Genomic DNA, 21,802 nt, shown 5'->3' on the forward strand with positions numbered 1-21,802 from the left:
CTGGATTCAGCGCCTACCTCTTATGCCCATCAACTTATTCCAGTCACAATGTAGCAGTTGGATGGAATTCCGGCCTAAAGCCACTGGTAAAAATATTAACAACAGATCGCGGAGTCAAAACATCGACCTTTTCAGGCAACGTCTCAGAGTCTGCTGAGCCATAACCCGAAAAGCTCCATTTCAAAAGTTTGCCATCGCAAACAGCATAGCTTTCATCATTCACAATAAACATCGTGCCATGCGGCAAGTCAGCCAGTGAACTCTGCCATGTCAATTTCTTATCATCATCCATTCGTTCTCTGTGCAGAATTTCATCCATTTCTGGAGCACGAATTGACGAGCTAACGTCTCCGGCATTGGCCCTCATCCATGCGTCCCGGAATTCGTTATAGCGGGTGCGTCTGCATTCAGCGCAAGGCCTGTGCCCTGCTGCGAACGCCGTAACCTCGTCCAAGAAAAAGAGCTCCGTATATGCATTAGGCGACATCAACTCTCTTTTTCTGCCTTTGAACTCGAGAAGGCAGGTAATCCATGCTTTGGTTTTGAACTGCCGCTTCAGCTCTTTTCTAGAATCGTGCAGAACACCACGATTGCCCATGAAAGTGCCCTTGGCACTATATCGTTTAACGCTCCCGTCGGGAGTCACACGATTTTGTAATGGCATAGTGGCTTATTTCCTTATCCGTTTGATAATCCAAATTCAAACAATACTGTCGAGCAGTTTCTGGGCAGGCGCAGCGCACTGAAGTCTGAGCTAATTTTGCTCATACTCACATACCAACTCCTGCAGAAAGCACGTCCCGACTGAACGAAGAGAATAGCTGCCAGTCTCGCTAGCCCTTAGGCTTGTTTCGACTACCCTACCTAACGGTTAGCGAGGCATTTTCGCCATAGATCTGGTAATAAAAATCCTGCGATTCAACCGTATTGAGATACTCGTAAGCTTTCTCGGAGTCACCATAAATCAGAAGGAGATTTCCATACATCACGGAAAGCGCCTCGCAAACAAATCTCTTTGCATGTTGAAAATCATCGAAATAATAAAGCATTATCAGTAAATCTTCTGCTGGAATCGGTTCTCTCATACTATACGTTTTAATTTTAACAGTCGGAGTATCAGCGCCATATAATTTAAGAATACGCTGTACGTCTCCTCCGATTACTTCACATCCCTGAATGAACGACAAGAATCCTTGATAGTCCATAGGTAAATTTTCATATTTTCTATAATACGAAAGAACAATCTCATGCAGCCTTGCCTCAACTTCTTTAAGCTTAAAATAATAGTAGGAACGACTCGAATCTAAATACTCTTCTTTCAGAAACTTTTTCAAATTGATTGCAGACTCAGCATCAATGATGTCGCTCGATCCTTCAGAAAAACAGGAATCTTGCATCAGATGAATGTGCTCATGGGAGATTACCGAATCAACAGAAATTTCAGCCTTCTTTATTTTAGCTGGCATTACGACAATCTCACTGCTGTCTTGGGTTTTTGGAGAGAAAAACCCGAGTGACCCAGTTCCAATCGATTCGACCTTAGATAAAAGAAGAATAAATCTTAGAAAGGCGAAGATAGCGAATACCAACACAAACGGCAAAATGACCAAAAATAGTAGAACTGCAAGCAACTTTACGAGACTGTTAAGGTTTAAGAAGTCAGCTCTAAGCTCTTTAATCAAAGCTCTCAGTTCTGAAAAAGAACTCCTTGCCTTTAAAATCATTTCCCTGACAATTGGATCACATTCTTTTTCCGGATCTCTTCTAAAAACCTTGAACACACGAGTGAGTGTATAGTATTTACCACCAACGACTCTCAGGGACAGAATATCGAATTTATTATTTATTACCTTAGAACTCAGCGGCTTTGGCGGAAAACTAAAAAAATCCTTAGAAAACTGATCAATTGAAGTGGTTGGTGTTTTTTTATAAAAAAATGACATATTAGTGTTAGTCCATCATCAATAATTTCATCCTGAAAACGCTACTTTCGATCTCTAAATCCACGTAGTGCATCTTCAAGCGTCACGGCTTTCCAAGTTACTGCCTCTAGGATTTTTTTCTCCTCAGGGCTTCTAACAACAGCATACTTTGCAGAGGGCCAGGCGATTCCACACTGGGCCAAGACCTTGCCACCAGAGCCGATGATTTCATAACCAATTTCCGGCTTCATGCTGCCCTGTTTCTGATAGAGCCTCAGAAGACCTTCAAACGAAGAGTCGATCAAGGCAAAAAGATCGTCCCAGCTCGTTGCATCACCAAGTATATTCTGCTGTTTCCGTAGCTTTTGAATCAGCGCCATATCTTTCTGTTTGATGTACATATGATCGTGCAAAGGCTGCTTCCGATGGCAATCGGCACATAGCGCCTGCAGATTGATCTCGTTATTGTTTCGTTTGTTCCCGTCGATGTGATGCGTGTGGAGAAGTGCCTTATGCTGAGTGAGGTCCAAACCACAGCTCTCACAAACGAAGTTTTTGCGCTCTCTGTATCTAAGTGAGATTTCTTTCCAGTTATCCGCGTAATGGCCCTTTTTCTCGATGAAAGACTTTGGCAGATAGCGAAATAGCGAGCTGTAATGAGCGAAGAAATTCTTTAGGTCGAACTGTTTCAAGATCTCTCGTTGTTGTGACGGGCTAGAAACGTAGCCTTTGTAGTTCAAATGTTTAAGGCAGTTGATGCATACCCGCAGCCGGGCAACACCCTCCTCCGGTTTTGATTTGGTTCTGGAGAACCCAAAAACATCAAAGTCTCCGGAGGTATTGACTATCGCCTGGTATCGTTGGAACCGATTTCGCTGACGCATCTGTTCAAGCGTTACGCAATCTGCCACATGAACCTTTTTCCCCCGATGGCCATCCTCGAGGACTTCATCAATACTCTGTCCTTGATCGGGGATATAGAGGACGATCTGGGCCCCATGGCTACTGAGCAAACCGCCAACATTTTCAACATCCTTGAGCTCGATCTCTTCGCCACCCTCGTTAAACCGGTTGACGATGTCCGGCAAAGGGTCGGGAGGGGAAACATCCAGCGAATAGGCTCGCTCAGAAGCGCCCATTTTCCGGACCTGGTTCCAAAGCTGGTCCACCGGGAAATTCAGCTTCATTCATCAATCTCCAATATCTGCTTGATGCGAACGTCAGCATTAGAGATCACCCGAAAAGTCACACGCCGGCTTTTACCAAAATCTTCTTTACCATCTTCCCCGACCACGGGTTTAGCAGATGAAAATCCAACAGCTGCAATGTGAGACTTAATCCAACTCTGATAGCGTTCAATTTCCTCTAGTCGGTAAATGTATTCCAGTACGCTTCGAGTCCGCCCCTGAGACAACGCCATATTCAAAAAATAAGCGTCGGTCGGGCTGGTCGCACGATTCCAGATACTGCTGGTGTGCCCCTCTATCCGAACCTCATTAATGGAATCCTTGAAGCCATCAAGAACCTCCATGTAGCGCGGAAAAAAATCACTGAGCAAGGCCTGGTACTCACTGGTCAGCTCGATCTCACCCCTTGGAAAAAGCACATCGGGTGACTTAAAAGTGAACGTAAGGGTTTCTTGATCAATTTCCGCGTTCCAACGCTCAAGATCCTGCGAAAACTCATCAACAAGCGCGTTATAAATATCAACCTGGGTTTCCTGGTAGGCAACGGCCACTTCTTTGATGCGGTCTCGCTCTATCAAAGCATCTCGCATGAGCGCAATCGCAATGAACAAAAATACCACCATCAAACCCGCCATAAGGTCTGATACAGAAAGCCAGTGGTTTTCCTCTTGCTCTGAAGCCTTCGGCTTTAAGAACTCTGCCATACCGATTCCTTATGAAGCGTTAGCGCGAACAACCTGGTTCATTTGATCAACTAAGCTTCGATAGTCCTCGGTAAACTGGCCGGTAATTGAGACAAGAGCCTGCCCCATCTGCTCCATGGAGCGGTTAATTTCAGACTGTAATGCCTGGTCGAGGATCTCAATGCTTCCCTCGACAGATTCCGCGCTTTTGCGAACAGACTGTTCCATCGCTTCTTTGAGGCCTGTAACCAGGTTCTGGAACTGCGCAGCCTGCTGGTCTGCCATCTGCTCAAGGTTGGTATTAAGCTGATTCCGCATTCCTTCCAGACCGGCCTCAAACGTCTCTCGGCTCCTGCCTGCCTCATCAACCACCGCTTTTCCAGATTCGCGCAGCGAATCACCAATCGACTTGGTCTGATCATTCATTTCAGCCGCCAAAGTGCGGAAATTGCTGTGGAGGTCGTCCGCCATGTCAGAGAACAGTTGACTGGTCTGCTCAGAGCTTTTGTACATGGCGTCAGAAGTACTTTGCAGGGACTCGTTGACCTGGCGGGCGCTATCAGTAAATTCGGTGACACCTTGTGAGATCACTTCCTGATAGCTCTCAGTCGCTTTAGTGATGCCCTCTACCAACTGTTTAGAGGCATCCTGAACACCATCCACAGTAAGGCCAATCTGCTCTTTTAAAGACGGAACTGCTTCAACCGCTTTATCGCGAACGTCTTTGAAGGCTTCCAGGTGACGCCCAAGCTCATCAATCTGGTGCTGGTTGATCGTCATTACTTCGCCCAGCTTGTTCATCGAATCCGGGATCTGGGTAGTGTGTTCCTGGATTTTCGCAACGGCAGACTCAGTTTCAGTGATCGCAGTAACTCCCTGCGCGTATTGCTGGGTCATGTCATCGAGCTGAACCTTATAGTTTTCCTGCCACTCGACCAGCTTTTCGACCGCGCTATTCAGTTCCTTAAAGTTATCGCCGAATTGCTCGGTGAGGTTGTTGTTGAAATCACTGATGACCTGCTTCAAAGCCTCAATGACCGTTTCGGTCGCAGACTTGGAAAGCATGTCTGCAAAGTCCTGAAGTTTGAGCCAGAGCTTTTCCTGAAACTCCTCGAAGTCCTTGCGGGATTGTTTACTGGCATCATTGACGTCAGATCTCAGCAACTTCATCTGGCCCGTCAGGCTTGACTCATCGCCACTGCCGATTGCCTGATTCAAAGCACCAATGCCGTCGCGTTGTTCACGCATAACGCTGTAAAGCTCGGCGACGCCGATCTGGTCTTCGTCGATTTCCTCACTGTCAGCGACATAGAGGATGCCAATAGAAACAAGCACCTTGTAGATGATGGAAAACAACATCCCTACCAGGCTGGTTATGAAGGCTGTTTTCATACCACTCAGCAGGCCCTCAATGCTGCCATCTATGTTGTTGACGTCAAAAGCCAGAAGGCCGGCAACAATACCAAAAAAGGTGCCCAGAATACCCAGAGTTGTCAGTAGCGTTGGCGCATATTGAGTAAACGCATGATGCTTATTTGAGCGCTTCCAAACGCATGAAAGAAGAAACACGGCCAAGAGCAGGCCGATGAAGATATCTGTCACCAAACCAACTTGAATCGAGGCAACGGCGCTCTCCAAGGGGGCTGAAAGCATAAAGACTCCATTTTTTGAAGTTGAAGTGACAGATGGGATGTAAAGGAAAACAAGCGGGGAATTCCGACATCCATTGTCGCTTACTGGCTGATAGGCTTAATTTTAGTTATACGTCGAATAATGCGTCAGATTGAACAAAAGAGAAAGGCTTGGTTTGAAATTTTGTTCAGCTTATTCATTGATTTTAAAAACATTTGCAAAGGCAACTAAATAGAGCAAGGGATTACCTTTAATACTTTAATTACCGGTCACCCCTGCTCGCATTTCAAACCTTAATCCATGTTCCTAGTCCACACCCAACGCTTTGAAAACCTCATCCACCGGATCCGCATAAAAGCTCGTCTGGAACTTGGTGAACAACTCTCCAGGCACAGTAGGAATATCTGCCGCACTGGTAATAGGCAGCGCAACGCGCTTGCCGCCGCCATCAAAGGCCACCTGCAAGCACTCTGCAAGGCTCTGGACTATCGAAATAGATCTGTCCCGGTTTCCCATAATTCGTGAATAAACGTGGCGAACTGGATGGGTGCGTCATGGTTCCTGTTGAGATTGAGCTGAAAACGTATCCTACCCGTGGGCTCACCTTCCAGGTAACTTCCCAAACGCTGAATAGAACCCGCACTGCGATCACCCGCATCAAAATATTCACTTCGAATCCCAACCTTTTCGATGAGAGTGATGTAACGGGATATATTCTGCTGGGTGACATCTCCTTTGGCAGGAAAGCTGAACGCGTCATCGGGGACAGCTCGCCCCACTGTATCCATGATGTCGTAGAGCAGCATCACCGGCCCGAAGGGCTTCATTATGATCAAGGGCCGGGCCTTTTTCTTCGGCTCTCGCCCAAATCTGTGCTTCCAATCTTTCAGGCTAGCTGCGTAACTCAGACCAGGCTTTTGAATCTGAAGAAGCATGGCATTGAACGGAGCGTACTGCCTAAATCGAGAAACGAAATCCAAAAGCTCGAGATAGTCCCGGCTTTGGTGATATAGCTTCGACTCAGCAAGTAGCTCATCCAAAACTTGCCTTTCTTCCTGATGTTCAAAAAGATCCCCCTGAGTGCGTTGAGCATCCTTTCCGGCAACCATGTTCCCTGTCCTTCAAAGTAGCGGCATGGTGAATGCTTGAAACACATTCAGCTGAAATCACAAGTCCCAGTAAAAATCACGGATTGTTTGAGCCATCAATTTCCGCCTTGCTTCGAGAAACTGTGGGTAATTCTCAGCAGAGACCTCATTTATAAAATCAGGAATAGCATTTTCTTTAAGGTTTGCTTCGAGGTCGCTCTGCTGCGTGATCTCACCGATTTTCAGCTCGCCCGTCTCGATCTGGCGGTTCAACCAGGCCATGTACTCTCTCGGCGGATTATCCTTAATCGCGATATTGATTGGCGTTTCGGTGAGCGCGAAGTTCGCGACCTGGTTGTAATCTCCCTGTTTGGGATATCCATTTTTCACCAAGTGGTTTTTGGGAACGATATGGTGCATGTCACCATGCCCTTCGATCATTTGGGCCACGTTGATCGATTTCGACAGAAAGCCACGCGCTGATCTATTAACTCGTGCAGCCAAATAAATCTGAAACGCGGGGCTGCGCCTGCTGGGCGAGACAAGCTCCTGCGGAAGCGCAACATCCCAAAAGCCCTCGCCAAGCTCTGAGGCCTCAATGAGGCGCAAATAGTCGTCCACGCCCTGCTCTTCGATTCGGCGAAGATCCGTCTCCCAGGTCGACTCGAAACTTCCGACGGCTCGACCGGTGAGCAAGGTCATCACAAACCAGCGCTTAACTAGTCTCGAACGCTCGCCCTCAGACATTTGATCGTTGCTGCGAAGACGCAAATAAAGCGCATACGCAAAGTTGAACGCGTTCTTTGAGCCAATCATGGATGAATCAATGAAGCCTGCAGACTTAATCATCATGACGAAGCGTTCAACGTGCGTCTTGCGTACCAGCTCATCCAATGCATGCCCAAACCTAGCGAACGCATCCGGAATCCGGCTCTCATCTATTTTCCGTGTGGCCGGGTCTAGACCCGATAATTCGCTCACAATGGCACCAGCCTTACCGCGACTGAATCCGACTAATCCGGCTATGCGAATAACGTCGTTATACTCTGGTTGAAACAATTCATCAGATTGACTTTGCAGCCACTGTATTTTTGCCAAGTGGCCCGAATCGGCAAACTCCCGGTCATTCTCGCGGATATCTTCATAGGCATGTCCAGATACAGACAGATGGCAAAAGTAATCAATCAGCTTTCGTAAATTGCGGCCCTCGTCCCCATAGGTTGCGATTTTGCTCATCACAAAATCCGCGCTCGACAATGGGACACCTTTTGCGTTGATGCGAACAAAGATCTCTGCAACCGTATCCACATCGAGGTTGTCCGCCAGCGAGATCACACCAACTTGAGCATTCTCAATCGCAGCCAACCGTGTGACCGCAGACTCAACTTGAGCCTCGTCCACACCGGGGTTTCGATCGAAATACTGCCTTAAAAAAGTCAGCTGACTGTTACCAGAGAAGAACTCACTGATGTCATGAATCCACTGACTACTATTGCTGATCGCAGGAGTCCTGGTGGCGAACTCCTCGGTCAAAGGGTTAAAAGAAATCGCGATTCGTCTCTTGTCGTACTGCCTGCCAACCACGGGCTGCCCTGCGATGGCTGCACGTAAGGCGGTGACGCGCTGCTGACCATCGATCAGAATCTGTTGATGAGCCGCCACCTGCCCGCCTTTTAACTTAGCGCCAACAGATTGCCAGGTAATCAAGTAGCCCACTGGGTAACCGTTGTAGAGCGAATCCATTAGATCGCGAACTTGGGAGGTCTTCCAAACAAAGGGCCGCTGTAACTCCGGGATGGCTATCTTGTCGGACCGCACATCAGAGAGCACCTGGCTGACTGCAGTTTGTTTTACTTCGTACTTGGCCATAGCCTCGATGTCCTTTCCAGATTTAGATCAAGTGATGCCGTGACGCTCCGTCAGGTTAAAGCAATCTTCAACCTCTTTTCAGTTGACACGGATGCTCAATAGAAAGCCGATAATCAATAATCAACCATCCGCTGCATGTTCTGCATCCAAGCAGCTTTGAATGCAGGATCTCCCGCAAACATTTTATAAAGCTCCAGCTCATCTTTCCTGCGGCGCAGCATCACCTCTTTTAACATCTTCTCGAACGCCAACTCCCTGTTATGTGGGTCAGGGTTGTTTTGGTACTTGGCCTCAAAATCGGGATGCTGCTTGATGCTTTCCGCAATATTGATGAATTTGACCTTTTGCTCTTCTGGCGTAGCACTCCAGCCCTGGAACCACCGTTCATTAAAAGTGCGGACAATATCGTCCAAAGGATCTGTTTGCTTGTCTCCCCCATGAGCGCCACGAGGATTAGGATTTTGAGGGTCAACGTCTGATTCCTCTTCATCCAGCGAAATTGAGTGGTTCAGTTTCACCCTCTGCAGGCCGTATGAACTTAAATCGACAGACTCCAGAAGCTCATCGATGGCATCAGCGCCTGGCTCTTTCACTTTCAGTTTCGGAACCAGGAACTTCAAAAACCAGAACAGCTTTTCCCAAGCAACGATTTCATACGGCATGATGGATGCCATCTGGCCGTATATCTTCACGTACTGCTTGGCTTTGATCTTGAAATCGACTTTCTCGTCGTCCTCCAGGTCCAGCTCATGCTCGAACCGGGATGCCGCTAAATCAATAATCGGGCTCAGGGTCTGGGCGTCCTCCCCAATGAAATAGCGCTTCACGAAATCCTCGACTTCGTACCATTCGTAGACGCCCACATCATCCATCGCATCCTTGAGCTCATGGAGCACATTCACATCCGTGGCGCCAGACAGGGATGTAGCGGTATAAAACGGGTCGAAAGCGGTCTTGATATCGTCCGTGGAATTGAAGAAATCAAGAATGAAGAGATCTTCCGTCTTCTTGCCCAGCTTGGGCGCGGAACGATTGAGGCGTGACAGGGTCTGCACACACATCACCGAGGCCAGCTTCTTGTCCACATACATGGCACAGAGCTTTGGCTGGTCAAAACCTGTTAGGTACTTGTTGGCCACCACCAGCAGGCGATATTCGTCCGTATCAAACTTATCTTTGGTGTCGTTATCGGAGAAGCCGTTGATCTCGGCTTCGGTATACTCAATGCCATCCACTTCCTTTGTGCCCGAGAAAGCCACCAGGGCTTTGAATGGGTTGCCATTCTTCTCCAGCAGCCGAGTAATTGCCTTGTGGTAGCGGATAGCAGTCTCAATATTCTGGGTCACCACCATGCCCTTGGCCTTACCCTTGAGCTTTTTGGTGTTCACCACCTGGGGGATGAAATGCTCAAGCATGATCTCCGCTTTGGTATCGATGGTTTGCTGGCTACTCTCAACATAGGCACGTAGCTTCTTCTGGGCCTTCTTGGTATCGAATAAGGGGTTTTCGGCTATGGATTTTTCAATCTCATAGTAGCCCTTGTAGGTGGTGTAATTGGCCAACACATCAAGAATAAAGCCTTCCTCGATGGCCTGCTTCATGGAATACAGGTGGAACTCCCTGTAGCTGCCATCCGCCTGCTTCTCACCAAACTTCTCCAGAGTGGTGTTCTTGGGCGTCGCGGTGAACGCTAAATAGGAGGCATTCCCGCGCATCTTGCGCGAGCGCATAGCCTTCAGGATCTGGTCCTGATCGTCCTCGTCATCATCCTGCCCTCCATTCTCACCCATAGCCCGGTTCATGTTGTCGTGCGCGGTACCTGACTGTGAGCTGTGTGCCTCATCAATGATCACCGCAAAGCGCTTTTCACCCAGATCTTCGATCCCGTCCACAATAAATGGAAACTTCTGAATCGTTGTAATGATGATTTTCTTGCCACTCTCAAGTGCGCTTTTCAGCTCTGACGACTTAAAAGCCGGCGCGACAATGTTCTTTACCTCAGAAAACTCTTTGATGTTGTCCCGTATCTGTCTGTCCAAAAGCCGGCGATCAGTCACTACAATCACGGAATCGAACAGCGGGTGATCCATCGCCTTGCCGCCGGCAGCCTCGGCTGACGCAGGATAAGTCTCGATCAGCTGATAAGCTGCCCAGGTAATCGAGTTGGATTTACCCGAACCGGCAGAATGCTGAATCAGGTAGGTATGGCCCACGCCATGATCCTCTACATGGGCTACCAGCTTACGCACCACATCCATCTGGTGGTAACGGGGGAAAAACAGCGTCCGCTTTCTCAGCGGGTCCTTGCTGCTGCCATCCAAGCGCACGAAATGCTGGATGATGTTGGCCAGGCTGTCCTTGGTAAACACTTCCTGCCACAGGTACGCACTTTTGTGGCCATTGGGGTTAGGCGGGTTGCCCTTGCCGTGGTTATGACCCTTATTGAACGGCAGAAAAAAGGTCGATTTGCCGTCCAGCTTGGTGGTCATGTAGACCTCATCGGTATCCACGGCCATGTGGACCAGACAGCGTGCGAAGTGCAGCAGCGGCTGATGGATATCCCGGCTTTCACGATACTGCTTCTGGCCATGGTAACGGGCGGTCTGCCCGGTCCAAGCGTTTTTCAGCTCCATGGTCACCAACGGCATACCATTCAGGAACAGCACCATGTCAATCTCATGGAGCGGGTTGGCCAGTGAATAGCGCACCTGCCGGGTACAACTGAAGATATTAGCGGAGTAGTTCTGCTTCACCTTCTCACTGCTGCTGGCCAGCGGGGCGGGATACATCAGGTGAAAATGTGCATCGTCCACCGCCAGCCCCTTCTTGAGCAGGTGCAAAATGCCATGCTTCTTGATGAGTCGGTCGTAACGTTCCAGAAGCTTGCGATCCCAGTCAGTAGGATTGTGCTTTTTCAGCTTGGCCAGCTCTTTTTCCTGAGTCTGCTCAACAAAGCGCCAGAACTGCTTTTCATCAAGGGCGTACTGGGCATTGAAGTCCGAGGGCAAGCCCAAGTGAAAACCGTTATTCGCAACCAGATCATCCGCCGGGGTCTCTTTTACCTTGCCAGCCTGCTTGATGGCCTCTGTAGTCAAGCCCGTTAATGCCTGCTCGATGGCAGCTTCCAGCGCCTGCTCATTGGTTTGGCTGACCATATTTCACTCCATGCCTGTAATGATGTTCTAGCGACGCAATCATGCGGTGCTGGCCGTCGATGTTATTCACTCGCCGCCTTCTTGATTCAAGATCATGCTTCTACCATGTCGGATGTGACTTTGATTTTTCCCGTGATGGCGCTGTTGATCAGGGTGGTTTTGTATTCCTTTAGCTTCTCGATTTGAGAGACAAGAAGGCTAACTCCAGAATCGGCAGCTGCAGACGCCTCCTGTATATACCTGATAATATCTATCTGTTCAGACTTTGGCGGGACAACTGTTTGCAACTGTTTGAAGCTATCCCAATAAAGCCTCTTTCGAAAATCAGTAATGCCTTTTGAATACCTATCCATCTGCTGAATAAACTCTGGGCAGCGATATTGGTATTCAAAAAACTCAGCCAAAATATCGGCTTTTGGCCGGGCGACAATATATGCTGGACTAACCATGCCATCCGACGTTACAGCACCAATCCCACCTTGCCACGCGCGCATCATATTGAAGACAACATCACCTGGTTTAACCAGCACATATTTGGTTTTGTCCTGAATCTTAACGCGCCCACGAATATGGTCTTCGTCTGATACTTCCTCAGTTGAAACCCCAGAATGAATAGAGACTGAGAGTAATGGCAGACCCTCCCTTCCCGGCTCTACACTTTCAGCGAATAATGATCTGTTAGATTCCACTCTCCAATGCTCAGGAATCTCCCCAATCCAATCCACGCCGGGATCTTTCATCGGCACATTGGGATCAAGCCCCTGGGTGACGGCTTTTCGAATAATGATTTGCTTGAGCTCTTTCAGCAGGGCGATCTGCTGCTCTTTGATGGCAATGGCTTCGTCGATTTGGGCGGTTTTTTTATCGAGGAAGTTGGTAATGAGGCCTATTTCGCCTTCATTCGGAATACAAAGGAGCAGGTTCTTTAAATCATCTGTTGAAATAGCCTCAAAGGTGCTTCCAGTTAATAATTTCTTGAATGACTCTACAGAGGCCAAGAGTTGAAACTTCCGTAGAGCTTTCTGAGAACTATGGACATTAATCGCCGCCAACCCTCTCCCTATGCAATAACTCTGATCTGAGCGATTTATTGCTCCAACAGGGGCTCTCACAGAAAACAGTAGATCTCCTTTCGACGAGATCTTTTTTGGTCTAGTACACCATAACCTTGGAGTTGGGTGTTCTAGACCGAACTCAGCATTACCCTGAAGAAAAGGCAACCCCATTTCTAGGTCATTGCAATCGTTAGAATCGGGAGACTGCCCCATCTTAACTGTGTCGATGAATTTTAGTCTCTATCCCAGCCAATCTGTGCCAGAATCTTTGTAGGATTCATACTTTGGCATTGCTGTAGACATCTCCACACTCATCCCTGCACCTGCTCAACATCCACACCCAGAATCTGCGCAATCAATCCCTCCGCCTTCCGCTCCAGCCCAATAATGTCCTGAGCCACTTCTTCAAGTGAGCGCAGTGGTTTGTGGCGGTAGAAATATTTATTGAAACTGATTTCATAGCCGACCTTGGTGGAATCGAGGTTGATCCAGGCTTCCTCCACATGGGTCTTTACTTCCTCCAGGAAATACTCGTGAATGCTCTGCTTCTCGCCATCCTTCAACAGGGAAATCGATTCACTGTCACGCAGGTCCGAGCCGGATTCGTAATTGATGTATTCATTGGAATTGCCGGTGGGATATAGGCCGAAGTCTGGCAGTTGGGCCTCGGTGCAATCGTAGCGGTGCAGCAGCTCATCCAGCTTGTCGCCACTGAGCTTGACTACTTTCTTGACCACCTTTTCTGCAGTTTCGTCGTACCAGCTAACCGCATTCAGAATGGAGTTCTTTTCGGAAGCGGAAACCTTGAGCTTTCTGGCCTTTAGTTCGGTGTCCACCTGCTTCTTGAACTGGTTGAAATCGCTGGATTCTTCCGGGCCGATCTCGTCCATCAGTTCACGGGCAGTCTCATAAAGCGCCTTGAAGCTTATCCAGCGTTTAACGTCCAATAGTTTGGTTTTGGCCTTGGTGTTCAGGCTGATGTCATTGTCCTCACACCAGGCCATCACCTCCTTTTCGATGCTTTTCAGGAAGCTCTGCTTGTCGTCCTTGCCATGGCCAGTCTTGTCGTAGACCTTGTCGCCATGTTCAGCATAGAGGTGCTCCATCACCTCGCTGATCTGCTTGTCGAACCGCAGGCCCGCGATGCGTTCTTCCGAGAACTGGGCCTTGCGGCGGTCGGGCCTTTCGATAGTGACCTTGTGGTAGCCAAAGTCCTCATTTTCAAAGACCTGGCTGGCGATGCCAACGGGGTCGTTGTTCGCATCCAGTTTGCGCTCGATCGAAGCACAGTCCAGGTAAGTGCGAGTGATTTCCTCGATATGCTTAGGCGCGAATTCGCAGTTCTTGTTACCCAGGTTCTTGCGCAGCTTGCGATACAACAAGCTGGCATCAATCAGCTGCACCTTGCCGCGTCTGTGTTCCGGCTTGTTGTTATTCAGCACCCAGATGTAGGTGGTGATGCCGGTGTTGTAGAACAGGTTGTTGGGTAGCTGGACAATGGTTTCCAGCCAGTCGTTTTCGATCAGGTGGCGGCGGATATTGCTTTCGCCGCTCCCGGCATCACCAGTAAAAAGGCTGGAGCCGTTGTGGACCGAAGCAATTCGGCTGCCTTTAGAGCCACTGGCCGGGTCTTTCATCTTGTTGGCCATTTCCATGAGGAACAGCAACTGACCGTCACTGGAGCGTGGTGTCGCGTCGCAGTCTTCAAGGTTGCCCCAGTAGTCTCTGAGTTTGAGCTTGAAGCGTGGATCGATAACGTCGCCACCATCCTTGATGTACTTCTGCTCAGACGCCCAGCTTTTGCCATAAGGCGGATTGGAAAGCATGAAGTCGAAGCGATCGGAGGCGAATTCATCAGTGGACAGGGTGGAGCCGACCTTGATGTTTTCCGGGTTGTTGCCCTTGATCATCATGTCGGATTTACAGATGGCGTAGGTTTCGTCGTTGATTTCCTTGCCGTAGAGGTAGATATCCCGGTTGTCTGAGGGATACTTCTCTTCAATAAAATTCTGGGATTCGGTGAGCATGCCACCGCTGCCGCAGGCCGGGTCGTACACGGTGAGGGTGAGCGGCAGGTCGTCCTTGATCGGGTCGAAGACCAGGTGGGTCATCAACTCGATCACTTCCCGCGGGGTGAAGTGTTCCCCGGCTTCTTCGTTGTTTTCTTCATTGAACTTGCGGATCAGCTCTTCAAACACATAGCCCATTCCCAGGTTGGACAGGGCCGGCAGCCGATAGCCGTCCGGATCGATGGCATCGTTAGGGGTGAGGTTGATTTTAGGGGAGACGAATTTCTCAATCACGTCCAGCAGCACATCCTTGTGGGCCATGTGCTGGATTTTACTCTTCAGCTCAAAGCGCTCGATGATTTCATGGACGTTGGGGCTGAAGCCGTTGAGGTATTCCTCAAAATTGGCCAGCAGTATCTGGCGGTTGTTGGTGGCGGTGTTGTACAGGCTGGTGAGGGTCCACTTGGAGACGTTGTAGAACACATAGCCAGCGGCGGCCTTCAGCGGGGCCGGGTCCAGCTCGGTGGCGTCCATCTCCTCTTTCTGGAATTTCACCTCATCCAGCACTGCCTCCTTGGTGGGCATCAACAGTGTATCGAGGCGGCGCAGCACTACCATAGGCAGGATGACGTCACGGTATTTGCCGCGCACGTACACGTCGCGCAGACAGTCGTCGGCGATATTCCAGATAAATGAAACGAGTTTGTTGTGTACGCTGTGATCCATTAATACTTCCTGGTGCTTGGATTAGTTCGTTTGGCGCAAGGCCAGACGAAAAATTCGGTTATGGCGATCTCCCGAGTGGGTCTGATTAACACTCGGTCGCTATCTGCAATTAACGAAACTGCTGAAACCTTGGTAGTCCTCGCCAATAATGATGAATTAGCGGGTCTAGCCATGCAGTTCCACTTCCTTTCAGAGTTAAAACATCATGCTTCCATTGATTAATGGCTATCTTCATAAATCGCAATATCGGTAGCCCATCCCCCAGAATTAACCAGCCGGCCATCCTCGTGAAGTTCCAACATTCTATTTACTTGAGTTTCTAAGCCCTGCTCAAAATCGAAGAATTTGAGGTCGTAGCGGAAGGATTTCATTCCCCAGTACCCCATCCCCTGATCGAAGGCGAATTTGATGGTGCGGCCTGAAGCTAATCCGACACTGAGAACCCGGCGATGCGTCAGTTCACGCCTATCGCTATTGACCTTGAAGTCTACCTGTTTGGCACCCAATGTCGCGCGAAGAAAAGCACCCGATACAACTCGTTGTGTTTCAGCGTTTGCCCAATCATCCCATGCCATTCGACTTTCCCGACGCCCATCACCTGGCATGGTGATAACCGACAGCGATGCTTCATTGCCAAATTTCATCGCCTTGAGAATGTTTGCGAGCATCACGACTGCCCAAGGGGACTTGAGATATCGATCTTCGTATTGAAGCGAGACGACCTGGTCTTGATCGATGGCCTTGGCGTATGCCGGCGCCTTTTGTTCCAACAAGCTCCAGAACTTTCTTTCTAAGTCACCGACCGGGCCATTGAGCTCAGTTGTTAGCTCTACAACCGCAGCGCCCGATGGCTGGGCGGACCAGCCTGACATATCAAGGGTATACGCCGTGAATGCGGGTTCCTGGTGAGAATAGACCCACAGAGCCTGATCATCGCCACTCAGCCATTTTTCACCCGGGCTTTGTGAACTCGTGCTATTGGTTATCAAAGTCACGAGTTCGTCATTCACCAACTCAAACTGAAGCGGCATTCTAATGTCTGGATTCGGATGCTCATCGTCTGTTTCTGAAACGTCGATGCCAAACCGGCCGAGATTGGCGAGCTCCTGTTTTATCTCCGCGCTGAACTTGGCGCCCTTCGGCAGGATCAGGTTTACTCGCAAGCCATCAATGGCACGCCAACCCATAAGTTTCCGCCGAAACTCTGGGTTACCCAGGTCCCAGTCATCGGGATCCCCTTTCAGTCGCAAAGAGACCGTTTGAGCACCTTTGTTAATCCAATGACGAACGAAACGTTCTGGATCGTAGGGCCAATAGGCCGCACCCGGCAAGGAAGCAAAAGGTTCGGGAAGACTCAGGTGATTTCTTAGGCCACTGTTTGCTATCCACTCCAGAGCGGCTTTTCGATCCAACTCATCAAATTCAACACGGCTGTCTTTGCTCGCCAGGCAGGCTGAACAGACGTTGTCACAGTTGGCAGGACATTCGAGTTTTTTGAGCATTGCCTCGATAAGTTCAGCCAGGTTCTCAAGCCCTGTCAGCACAAAGCCCGCGCCGCCGGCAACATCGTCATAAACTTGGATAACGTGGCGTATAATGCCCGTCTCAAGATCTTTATCTTGGCGAACACCAAAACCCATCTCGGTGGTTGCAATGCCAAGCTGCTCGGCAATGGAATCCCTTAAAGCAACGGCTAACGTGGTCGCAACCACCTTGCCTTCGGCAGATCCAGGGATCCACTCTCCGGTAATGGGGCTTTTAAGAACGAGCTCTAGGACATCGGTTTGCGCCTGGTAGCCAAGGTAGACGCTGTCCATTACCTGCTCGCCAGAGCAGTCCTTTTCTTTGTGACCTCCGGCGTTTCCGCCAATTGGGCGGTGAAATTTATCCGGCTGAAGTTCGCCTGGCACCTCATAGTTGGCCGTCATCGAATCTGCACGCCCACAGCTCATGCATACGGCATAGCCGGTTCCATTCTCACCACCGGAACGGTGAAGAACACGCCCCTTGTCCCCGAAACGAACAAAGCCACAACGTTGATCCGGAAGCGATATCACGTTGTCGTCAACGCTGATTCGAGGTTTTTCAACCGGTATGTACTTCTGCGACGTGACGTCGTTGCTCGTTGATTCGAAAAAGTCCGTTGTGAAGCCCGCAGGCCTCAAGATTTTCTTTACGTTGCTCTGTTTGACTTGCGATTGGCAGGAGCCGCAGAACACCTCGTTACTGTTCACGTAGGCATATTCTTTATATCCGGGCGCACCACAATTCTGGCAGGACCATGCCCAATCGAACTTTTGCGCCCCGCCCTGCGCGCTGTCGTGATAAGAGTACAGGGTGACACCCGCAGATCGATAGACACGGCCGTCAATCACCACCTGTGCGCCAGGGGCGTACTCTCGAATGGCTACGGGCAAGCCGCGCGAGGGTTTCTCCTTGTAGGTGAAGATGTTGTCCTCTCGGGATCTTTCTTGCTTACTTGCGCCCTTGTTGATGAAGTCTTCGACATTGTAGGTGTTGAGATTTACCACATCCGTCGGGAATCCATATCCAGGAAGGAATGCACGAGCCGCAAGATCCCTAAGGAGATACTCTTCTTCATGGCGTTTTTTCTCGAGTTCAAGTGCTTTCTTGAACGCCTCGTCTTTCACTTCGCCGTGACGTTGATTCAGGCGTTGGTATTCTTTGAGCCAAGACGCAGCAAGTTGTTGAATCGACTCTTTGCAGTCAGCGGCGAGGACCGCGAATGATGTCGCGGAAAGAGCGGTGTTTTCCCTTGTTATACGATGTGCGCCCTGCACTACCGGATGTTCTGGCGACCCTGCTGCCAACGTATCCAGCCAGTCTATAAAGCGCTCACAGACCGATGGGTTGCCACCAAAGAACCAGTGAACGTTTAATCGGGTCCGATCATCGTCACTGTCTGTCTCAGCTTTTAAAAAGTTGGCAAGCAAGAAAGAGTTTACGTGTCGCTGAACCAGGGGAGCGGCACTCAGGGTGATCACTGGTGCCGGGATTGCTGTGACCCAGGGCCACTGAGGATTCTGGAACGCCCGGGTGTTGTGGGGATCTGTTTTACACAATGTGTATGCGATGGCTCTTGGCTCGCTGCGCCGGCCCGCTCGACCTGCGCGCTGTAAGTAATTGGCAGGATGAGGCGGCACGTTATTCATGACAACCGCTGAGATGCCCCCAATATCAACACCCATTTCCATGGTGGTAGAGCAATTGAGTACGTTGATCTTGCCTTTTTTGAAGTCAGCTTCGTAATTTTGAAGCCGTTCCGCCGCCTGCTGCGCCGAATGCTCAGCTGTTCGGTAATAAAAGCCGCCTTCTGCAGTGCGGTCGGAAATATCTGTCCAAAGGTTCTGTTCCCTCAGGGAGCCAATAACCTCGTTTTCAGCAATGTGCTTTCTGACTGATCGCAACACGCCCTCAGCTTCGCCATCAGGCGCAAGATCGGTGTATTCAGGCAGTTCGATTTTTTGGCATCGAAAATTTTCTGCTTCTGCCTTATTAGGCAAATAAGGCGTGAGCCCGCGGAACGTGGTATCGATGATTCGATTGGTAACCGGGCATACCCAGGCTGATTTGGGCAGAGAGAAGGTCAGAGTTTCGCGCGCCAGAGCGTAACCTTCGCCCTGAGTTTGTATTACCTGAGTTCTGACTAGCACACGCCAAGCTTCTTTTAGCCAGGTGTTGATTTTATTTCGGTGGGATTCGAGATCCGAACTCAGTCCCGATCCCATTACGAGTAATTTTATAAGACGCGACTGCTGGCCTTGTTGCAGCTGAGGCCAGGCCTTTGTCCTTGTACCACTTACATCACTACCCGGCGGGAAGAGCTCTTTTGGCGCGAAACGAGCACCCATCCATGCTCGTTCGGTCTCACCAAACCGCAGGAAGGTGTTCTCCCGCACGTAAAAATCCAGGGCTACCTTGAGGAAGTCTTTCCAGTCCTGGAGAGTCAGGGGGGAAGCGCCTTTTCCGTCCGCCGAAGGTGCCTGTGTATCGGTCCAATGGGTCGGGGCATCGGTTACATGCTCCAGGCCTCTGTAGCCAACGGCGACCAAGCCAAGAGTTTCTGTGCTGTTTTGGTTCTTTGGCCGACGAGCATACTCTCGCAGCAACAGCACTCTAGCCATTGAATAACTACCCTCGTTGCCTTTGAACAACTGCGGATTGGCGTAACGGTTGTAGTCCAGAATTGAGTATTTTAGGTCGTTTGTCGCCGCCAAATCCTCAACCAGTTCGGACCAAGGAATTTGAAGGCTATGATTGGCACTTGACCCGTTTTTCAGCTTTTCTGCCTCATTCCTGACACCAACAGCGGCAGCGCTCATGCCCATCTTTTCCAGGTTTTCAGCTTGTTTTATCAACTCCTCGTAACTGACTGTGGGAGCATCCTTAGGGCCAGAATCCGCCGCAGCTTGCTTATTCCTGAGTATCTGAAAAACAAGCCCTCTCAGGCGAGAGCGTTCGGCCTCCTGCTGCATCCGCACGGCCATTCGGGCGGTACCCTGGCGGCTGTCAGTGAACGTGATCAGTTTTCTGCCACGACCCGGGAGAGATTCAGGAGATGCACCGTCACAATCATCCGGCGAAGGATCCGGGCAGAACTCCAAAACTGTTGGCACTGCATTGCTGACATAAAATGGTGATCCCAGATAAGACTTCTTTAGGAAGCCCGCACGCGCTCTTCCAGCGTTGCCGCAGTTTACGCACACTGAATCGTTTTCTTCTGCCTGGGAGATCGTAATGCTATTTTCAGCATCTAGATTCCCTAGCTCTGAAGTTTCGAGGTCTAGATCTTCGGAGATGAAGTTTTGATGAGGCTTTGGCGCGATGACCATCCGTCCTTTTGCAGAACTTCCGGCGCTATCACCGTCTCCGTCACCCGCATCGTCCTCCTGAAGTGAAAACTCATCACCGACATAAGGGCTGGCCTGACGAAGATACGGGTGTGCATGCTCGGCAGTCAGGTGCGGTGTTTTGCAATCGTCACAGAACCCAACCTCGTATACCGGAGCGCTGCAGTCACATCTGCCTCGTTGCTGAACGTACACTTGTCCAAACGGCCAATTTTCAAGGTCGCTGGATTTCTCGCCACAGCCTGGGTTCACACAGCTCCAAAGCCCGTGAAGCATTCGCTGAAATAGATGCGCTCGCAGCTTGAGGAAGGGCTCTCCGTTCCCGGCTTGTTTGGTATCGGTAAGGAGGTCCAACCACTCCAGAAGCTTTTGCTGTCTCTCGACGTTGTCTTTCTCTTGAAGCAAACCGGCCACAGACTCATTAAGGTCCTTCAGGCTGACTGGCTTTGAAGATTTCACTACCGTATTGCGTATTAATTGCGCCGTCCGGGAACCGCGTAAAGCACCGAACCTTTTTTCGGACACAACATTCCCGCGCTCAATATTCCGTAACTGCTCAAAGGACATTCCATTGTCATCGCCATCAAATCCCAATTCCGGAACTTGTCGTTGACCGCGGATCACGACGACTTGGCTCGTCGGCACGCCGGCCAAACCCGCCAGGTATTCCCTCAAGCGTTCCTCGGCCTTCTCGTCGGCGATGGTGGCAGAGGTTGCTACGAACCGAATGTCCGATGCTTTGCTTCCGAAAGCTTCAACGACGCGTCGAAGTAGCAGCGACAGTTCAGCGGCCTGAGAGCCGATGTAGGTGTGGGCCTCATCCAAAACAATCCAGCGCAAAGATTGCGCTTCTTTGGATTTCTGAATGATCGGATCGTCCACCTGACGCACCAACATGTATTCAAGCATGGTGGCATTGGTCATCAGTATCGGCGCTGGATGATCGCGGAGCTCTTCGCGAGAGAGAATTTGGTTAGGACGGTCTTTTTGCTCTTTGCGAACTGATGTCCGAGAGTTTTTGGTATTCCCGTTGTAGAGACAGAATCGAACATTTTGACCAAACGGTTTTGTCCATGCGTCCAAACGTTCCCGCTGCGAATTGATCAATGCGTTGAGGGGGTACAGAAATAAAGCTCGAACACCTTCCAAAGCTTTTCCGCTGTCGCGATGTTCGCTGACGAGATCCTGAAGAATTGGAATCATGAAGCATTCCGTCTTTCCCGAACCGGTGCCAGTGGTTATGACGGCAGACTTGGGCTCAGGAGCGAGCAACGTGTGCCAGGCTGTGAGCTGATGTGTATAGGGTTTGATATTCCGATCGAACCGATAGTTTTCATCATCAGATTCTGCCAGTGCACTGATCACCTCTTCACTAAGAAGATTTCCCGAAAGGGCCTTAAAGGTCGTATTCCCTGGCTCCCATCCAAATGTGTGCTCAAACACAGGCGGGGCGAGAAAACATCCCTCTTTCCCAAGCTCATTGCCCATTTGTTTGCCAAGATGATCACGCAGACCGGGGTCCGCGACGCCGAGAATACTGAGCGTTGACTCGCGGCTGCGCTCCAGTGACTGGTTGATTAGACCCTTGAAATAACCGCTCATAAA

Annotated in this window: 12 protein-coding genes; all 12 read right to left on the reverse strand. The window is 49.9% G+C overall.

Annotated elements, in window-relative coordinates; genetic code table 11:
* Positions 1–43: 43 nt before the first annotated feature.
* Complete coding sequence (locus tag KFJ24_RS06730) at positions 44–664, reverse strand: hypothetical protein (protein WP_250830296.1); 621 nt, start codon at positions 662–664, stop codon at positions 44–46.
* A 196-nt stretch (positions 665–860) separates the two neighbouring features.
* Complete coding sequence (locus KFJ24_RS06735) at positions 861–1,943, reverse strand: hypothetical protein (protein WP_250830297.1); 1,083 nt, start codon at positions 1,941–1,943, stop codon at positions 861–863.
* Between the two features lie 41 nt (positions 1,944–1,984).
* Positions 1,985–3,109: an HNH endonuclease gene (locus KFJ24_RS06740; RefSeq protein WP_250830298.1), complete on the reverse strand. Its 1,125-nt coding sequence runs from the start codon at positions 3,107–3,109 to the stop codon at positions 1,985–1,987.
* Complete coding sequence (locus KFJ24_RS06745) at positions 3,106–3,813, reverse strand: OmpA family protein (RefSeq protein WP_250830299.1); 708 nt, start codon at positions 3,811–3,813, stop codon at positions 3,106–3,108. The genes KFJ24_RS06740 and KFJ24_RS06745 overlap by 4 nt, the downstream gene beginning before the upstream one ends.
* A gap of 9 nt (positions 3,814–3,822) precedes the next feature.
* Complete coding sequence (locus tag KFJ24_RS06750) at positions 3,823–5,445, reverse strand: hypothetical protein (RefSeq protein WP_250830300.1); 1,623 nt, start codon at positions 5,443–5,445, stop codon at positions 3,823–3,825.
* Positions 5,446–5,730: 285 nt separating this feature from the next.
* The gene (locus KFJ24_RS06755; protein WP_250830301.1) at positions 5,731–5,883 is read right to left on the reverse strand and encodes a hypothetical protein; all 153 of its coding nucleotides are present in this window, start codon (positions 5,881–5,883) and stop codon (positions 5,731–5,733) included.
* Positions 5,884–5,909: 26 nt separating this feature from the next.
* On the reverse strand, positions 5,910–6,533 hold the full coding sequence (locus KFJ24_RS06760; protein ID WP_250830302.1) for a hypothetical protein: 624 nt from the start codon (positions 6,531–6,533) through the stop codon (positions 5,910–5,912).
* A 57-nt stretch (positions 6,534–6,590) separates the two neighbouring features.
* Complete coding sequence (locus KFJ24_RS06765) at positions 6,591–8,381, reverse strand: GmrSD restriction endonuclease domain-containing protein (RefSeq protein WP_250830303.1); 1,791 nt, start codon at positions 8,379–8,381, stop codon at positions 6,591–6,593.
* Between the two features lie 113 nt (positions 8,382–8,494).
* Entirely contained in the window at positions 8,495–11,536 is a 3,042-nt protein-coding gene (locus KFJ24_RS06770) for a type I restriction endonuclease subunit R (protein ID WP_250830304.1), read from the reverse strand.
* Between the two features lie 92 nt (positions 11,537–11,628).
* Positions 11,629–12,804: a restriction endonuclease subunit S gene (locus KFJ24_RS06775; RefSeq protein ID WP_350455570.1), complete on the reverse strand. Its 1,176-nt coding sequence runs from the start codon at positions 12,802–12,804 to the stop codon at positions 11,629–11,631.
* A 98-nt stretch (positions 12,805–12,902) separates the two neighbouring features.
* Positions 12,903–15,326 carry a type I restriction-modification system subunit M gene (locus KFJ24_RS06780; protein WP_250830305.1) on the reverse strand — a complete coding sequence of 808 codons (2,424 nt, stop codon included), beginning with the start codon at positions 15,324–15,326 and terminating at the stop codon, positions 12,903–12,905.
* A 218-nt stretch (positions 15,327–15,544) separates the two neighbouring features.
* Positions 15,545–21,799 carry a DEAD/DEAH box helicase gene (locus tag KFJ24_RS06785; protein ID WP_250830306.1) on the reverse strand — a complete coding sequence of 2,085 codons (6,255 nt, stop codon included), beginning with the start codon at positions 21,797–21,799 and terminating at the stop codon, positions 15,545–15,547.
* Positions 21,800–21,802: the final 3 nt, after the last annotated feature.

Source organism: Marinobacter sediminum, from assembly GCF_023657445.1.
GTDB lineage: Bacteria > Pseudomonadota > Gammaproteobacteria > Pseudomonadales > Oleiphilaceae > Marinobacter > Marinobacter sediminum_A.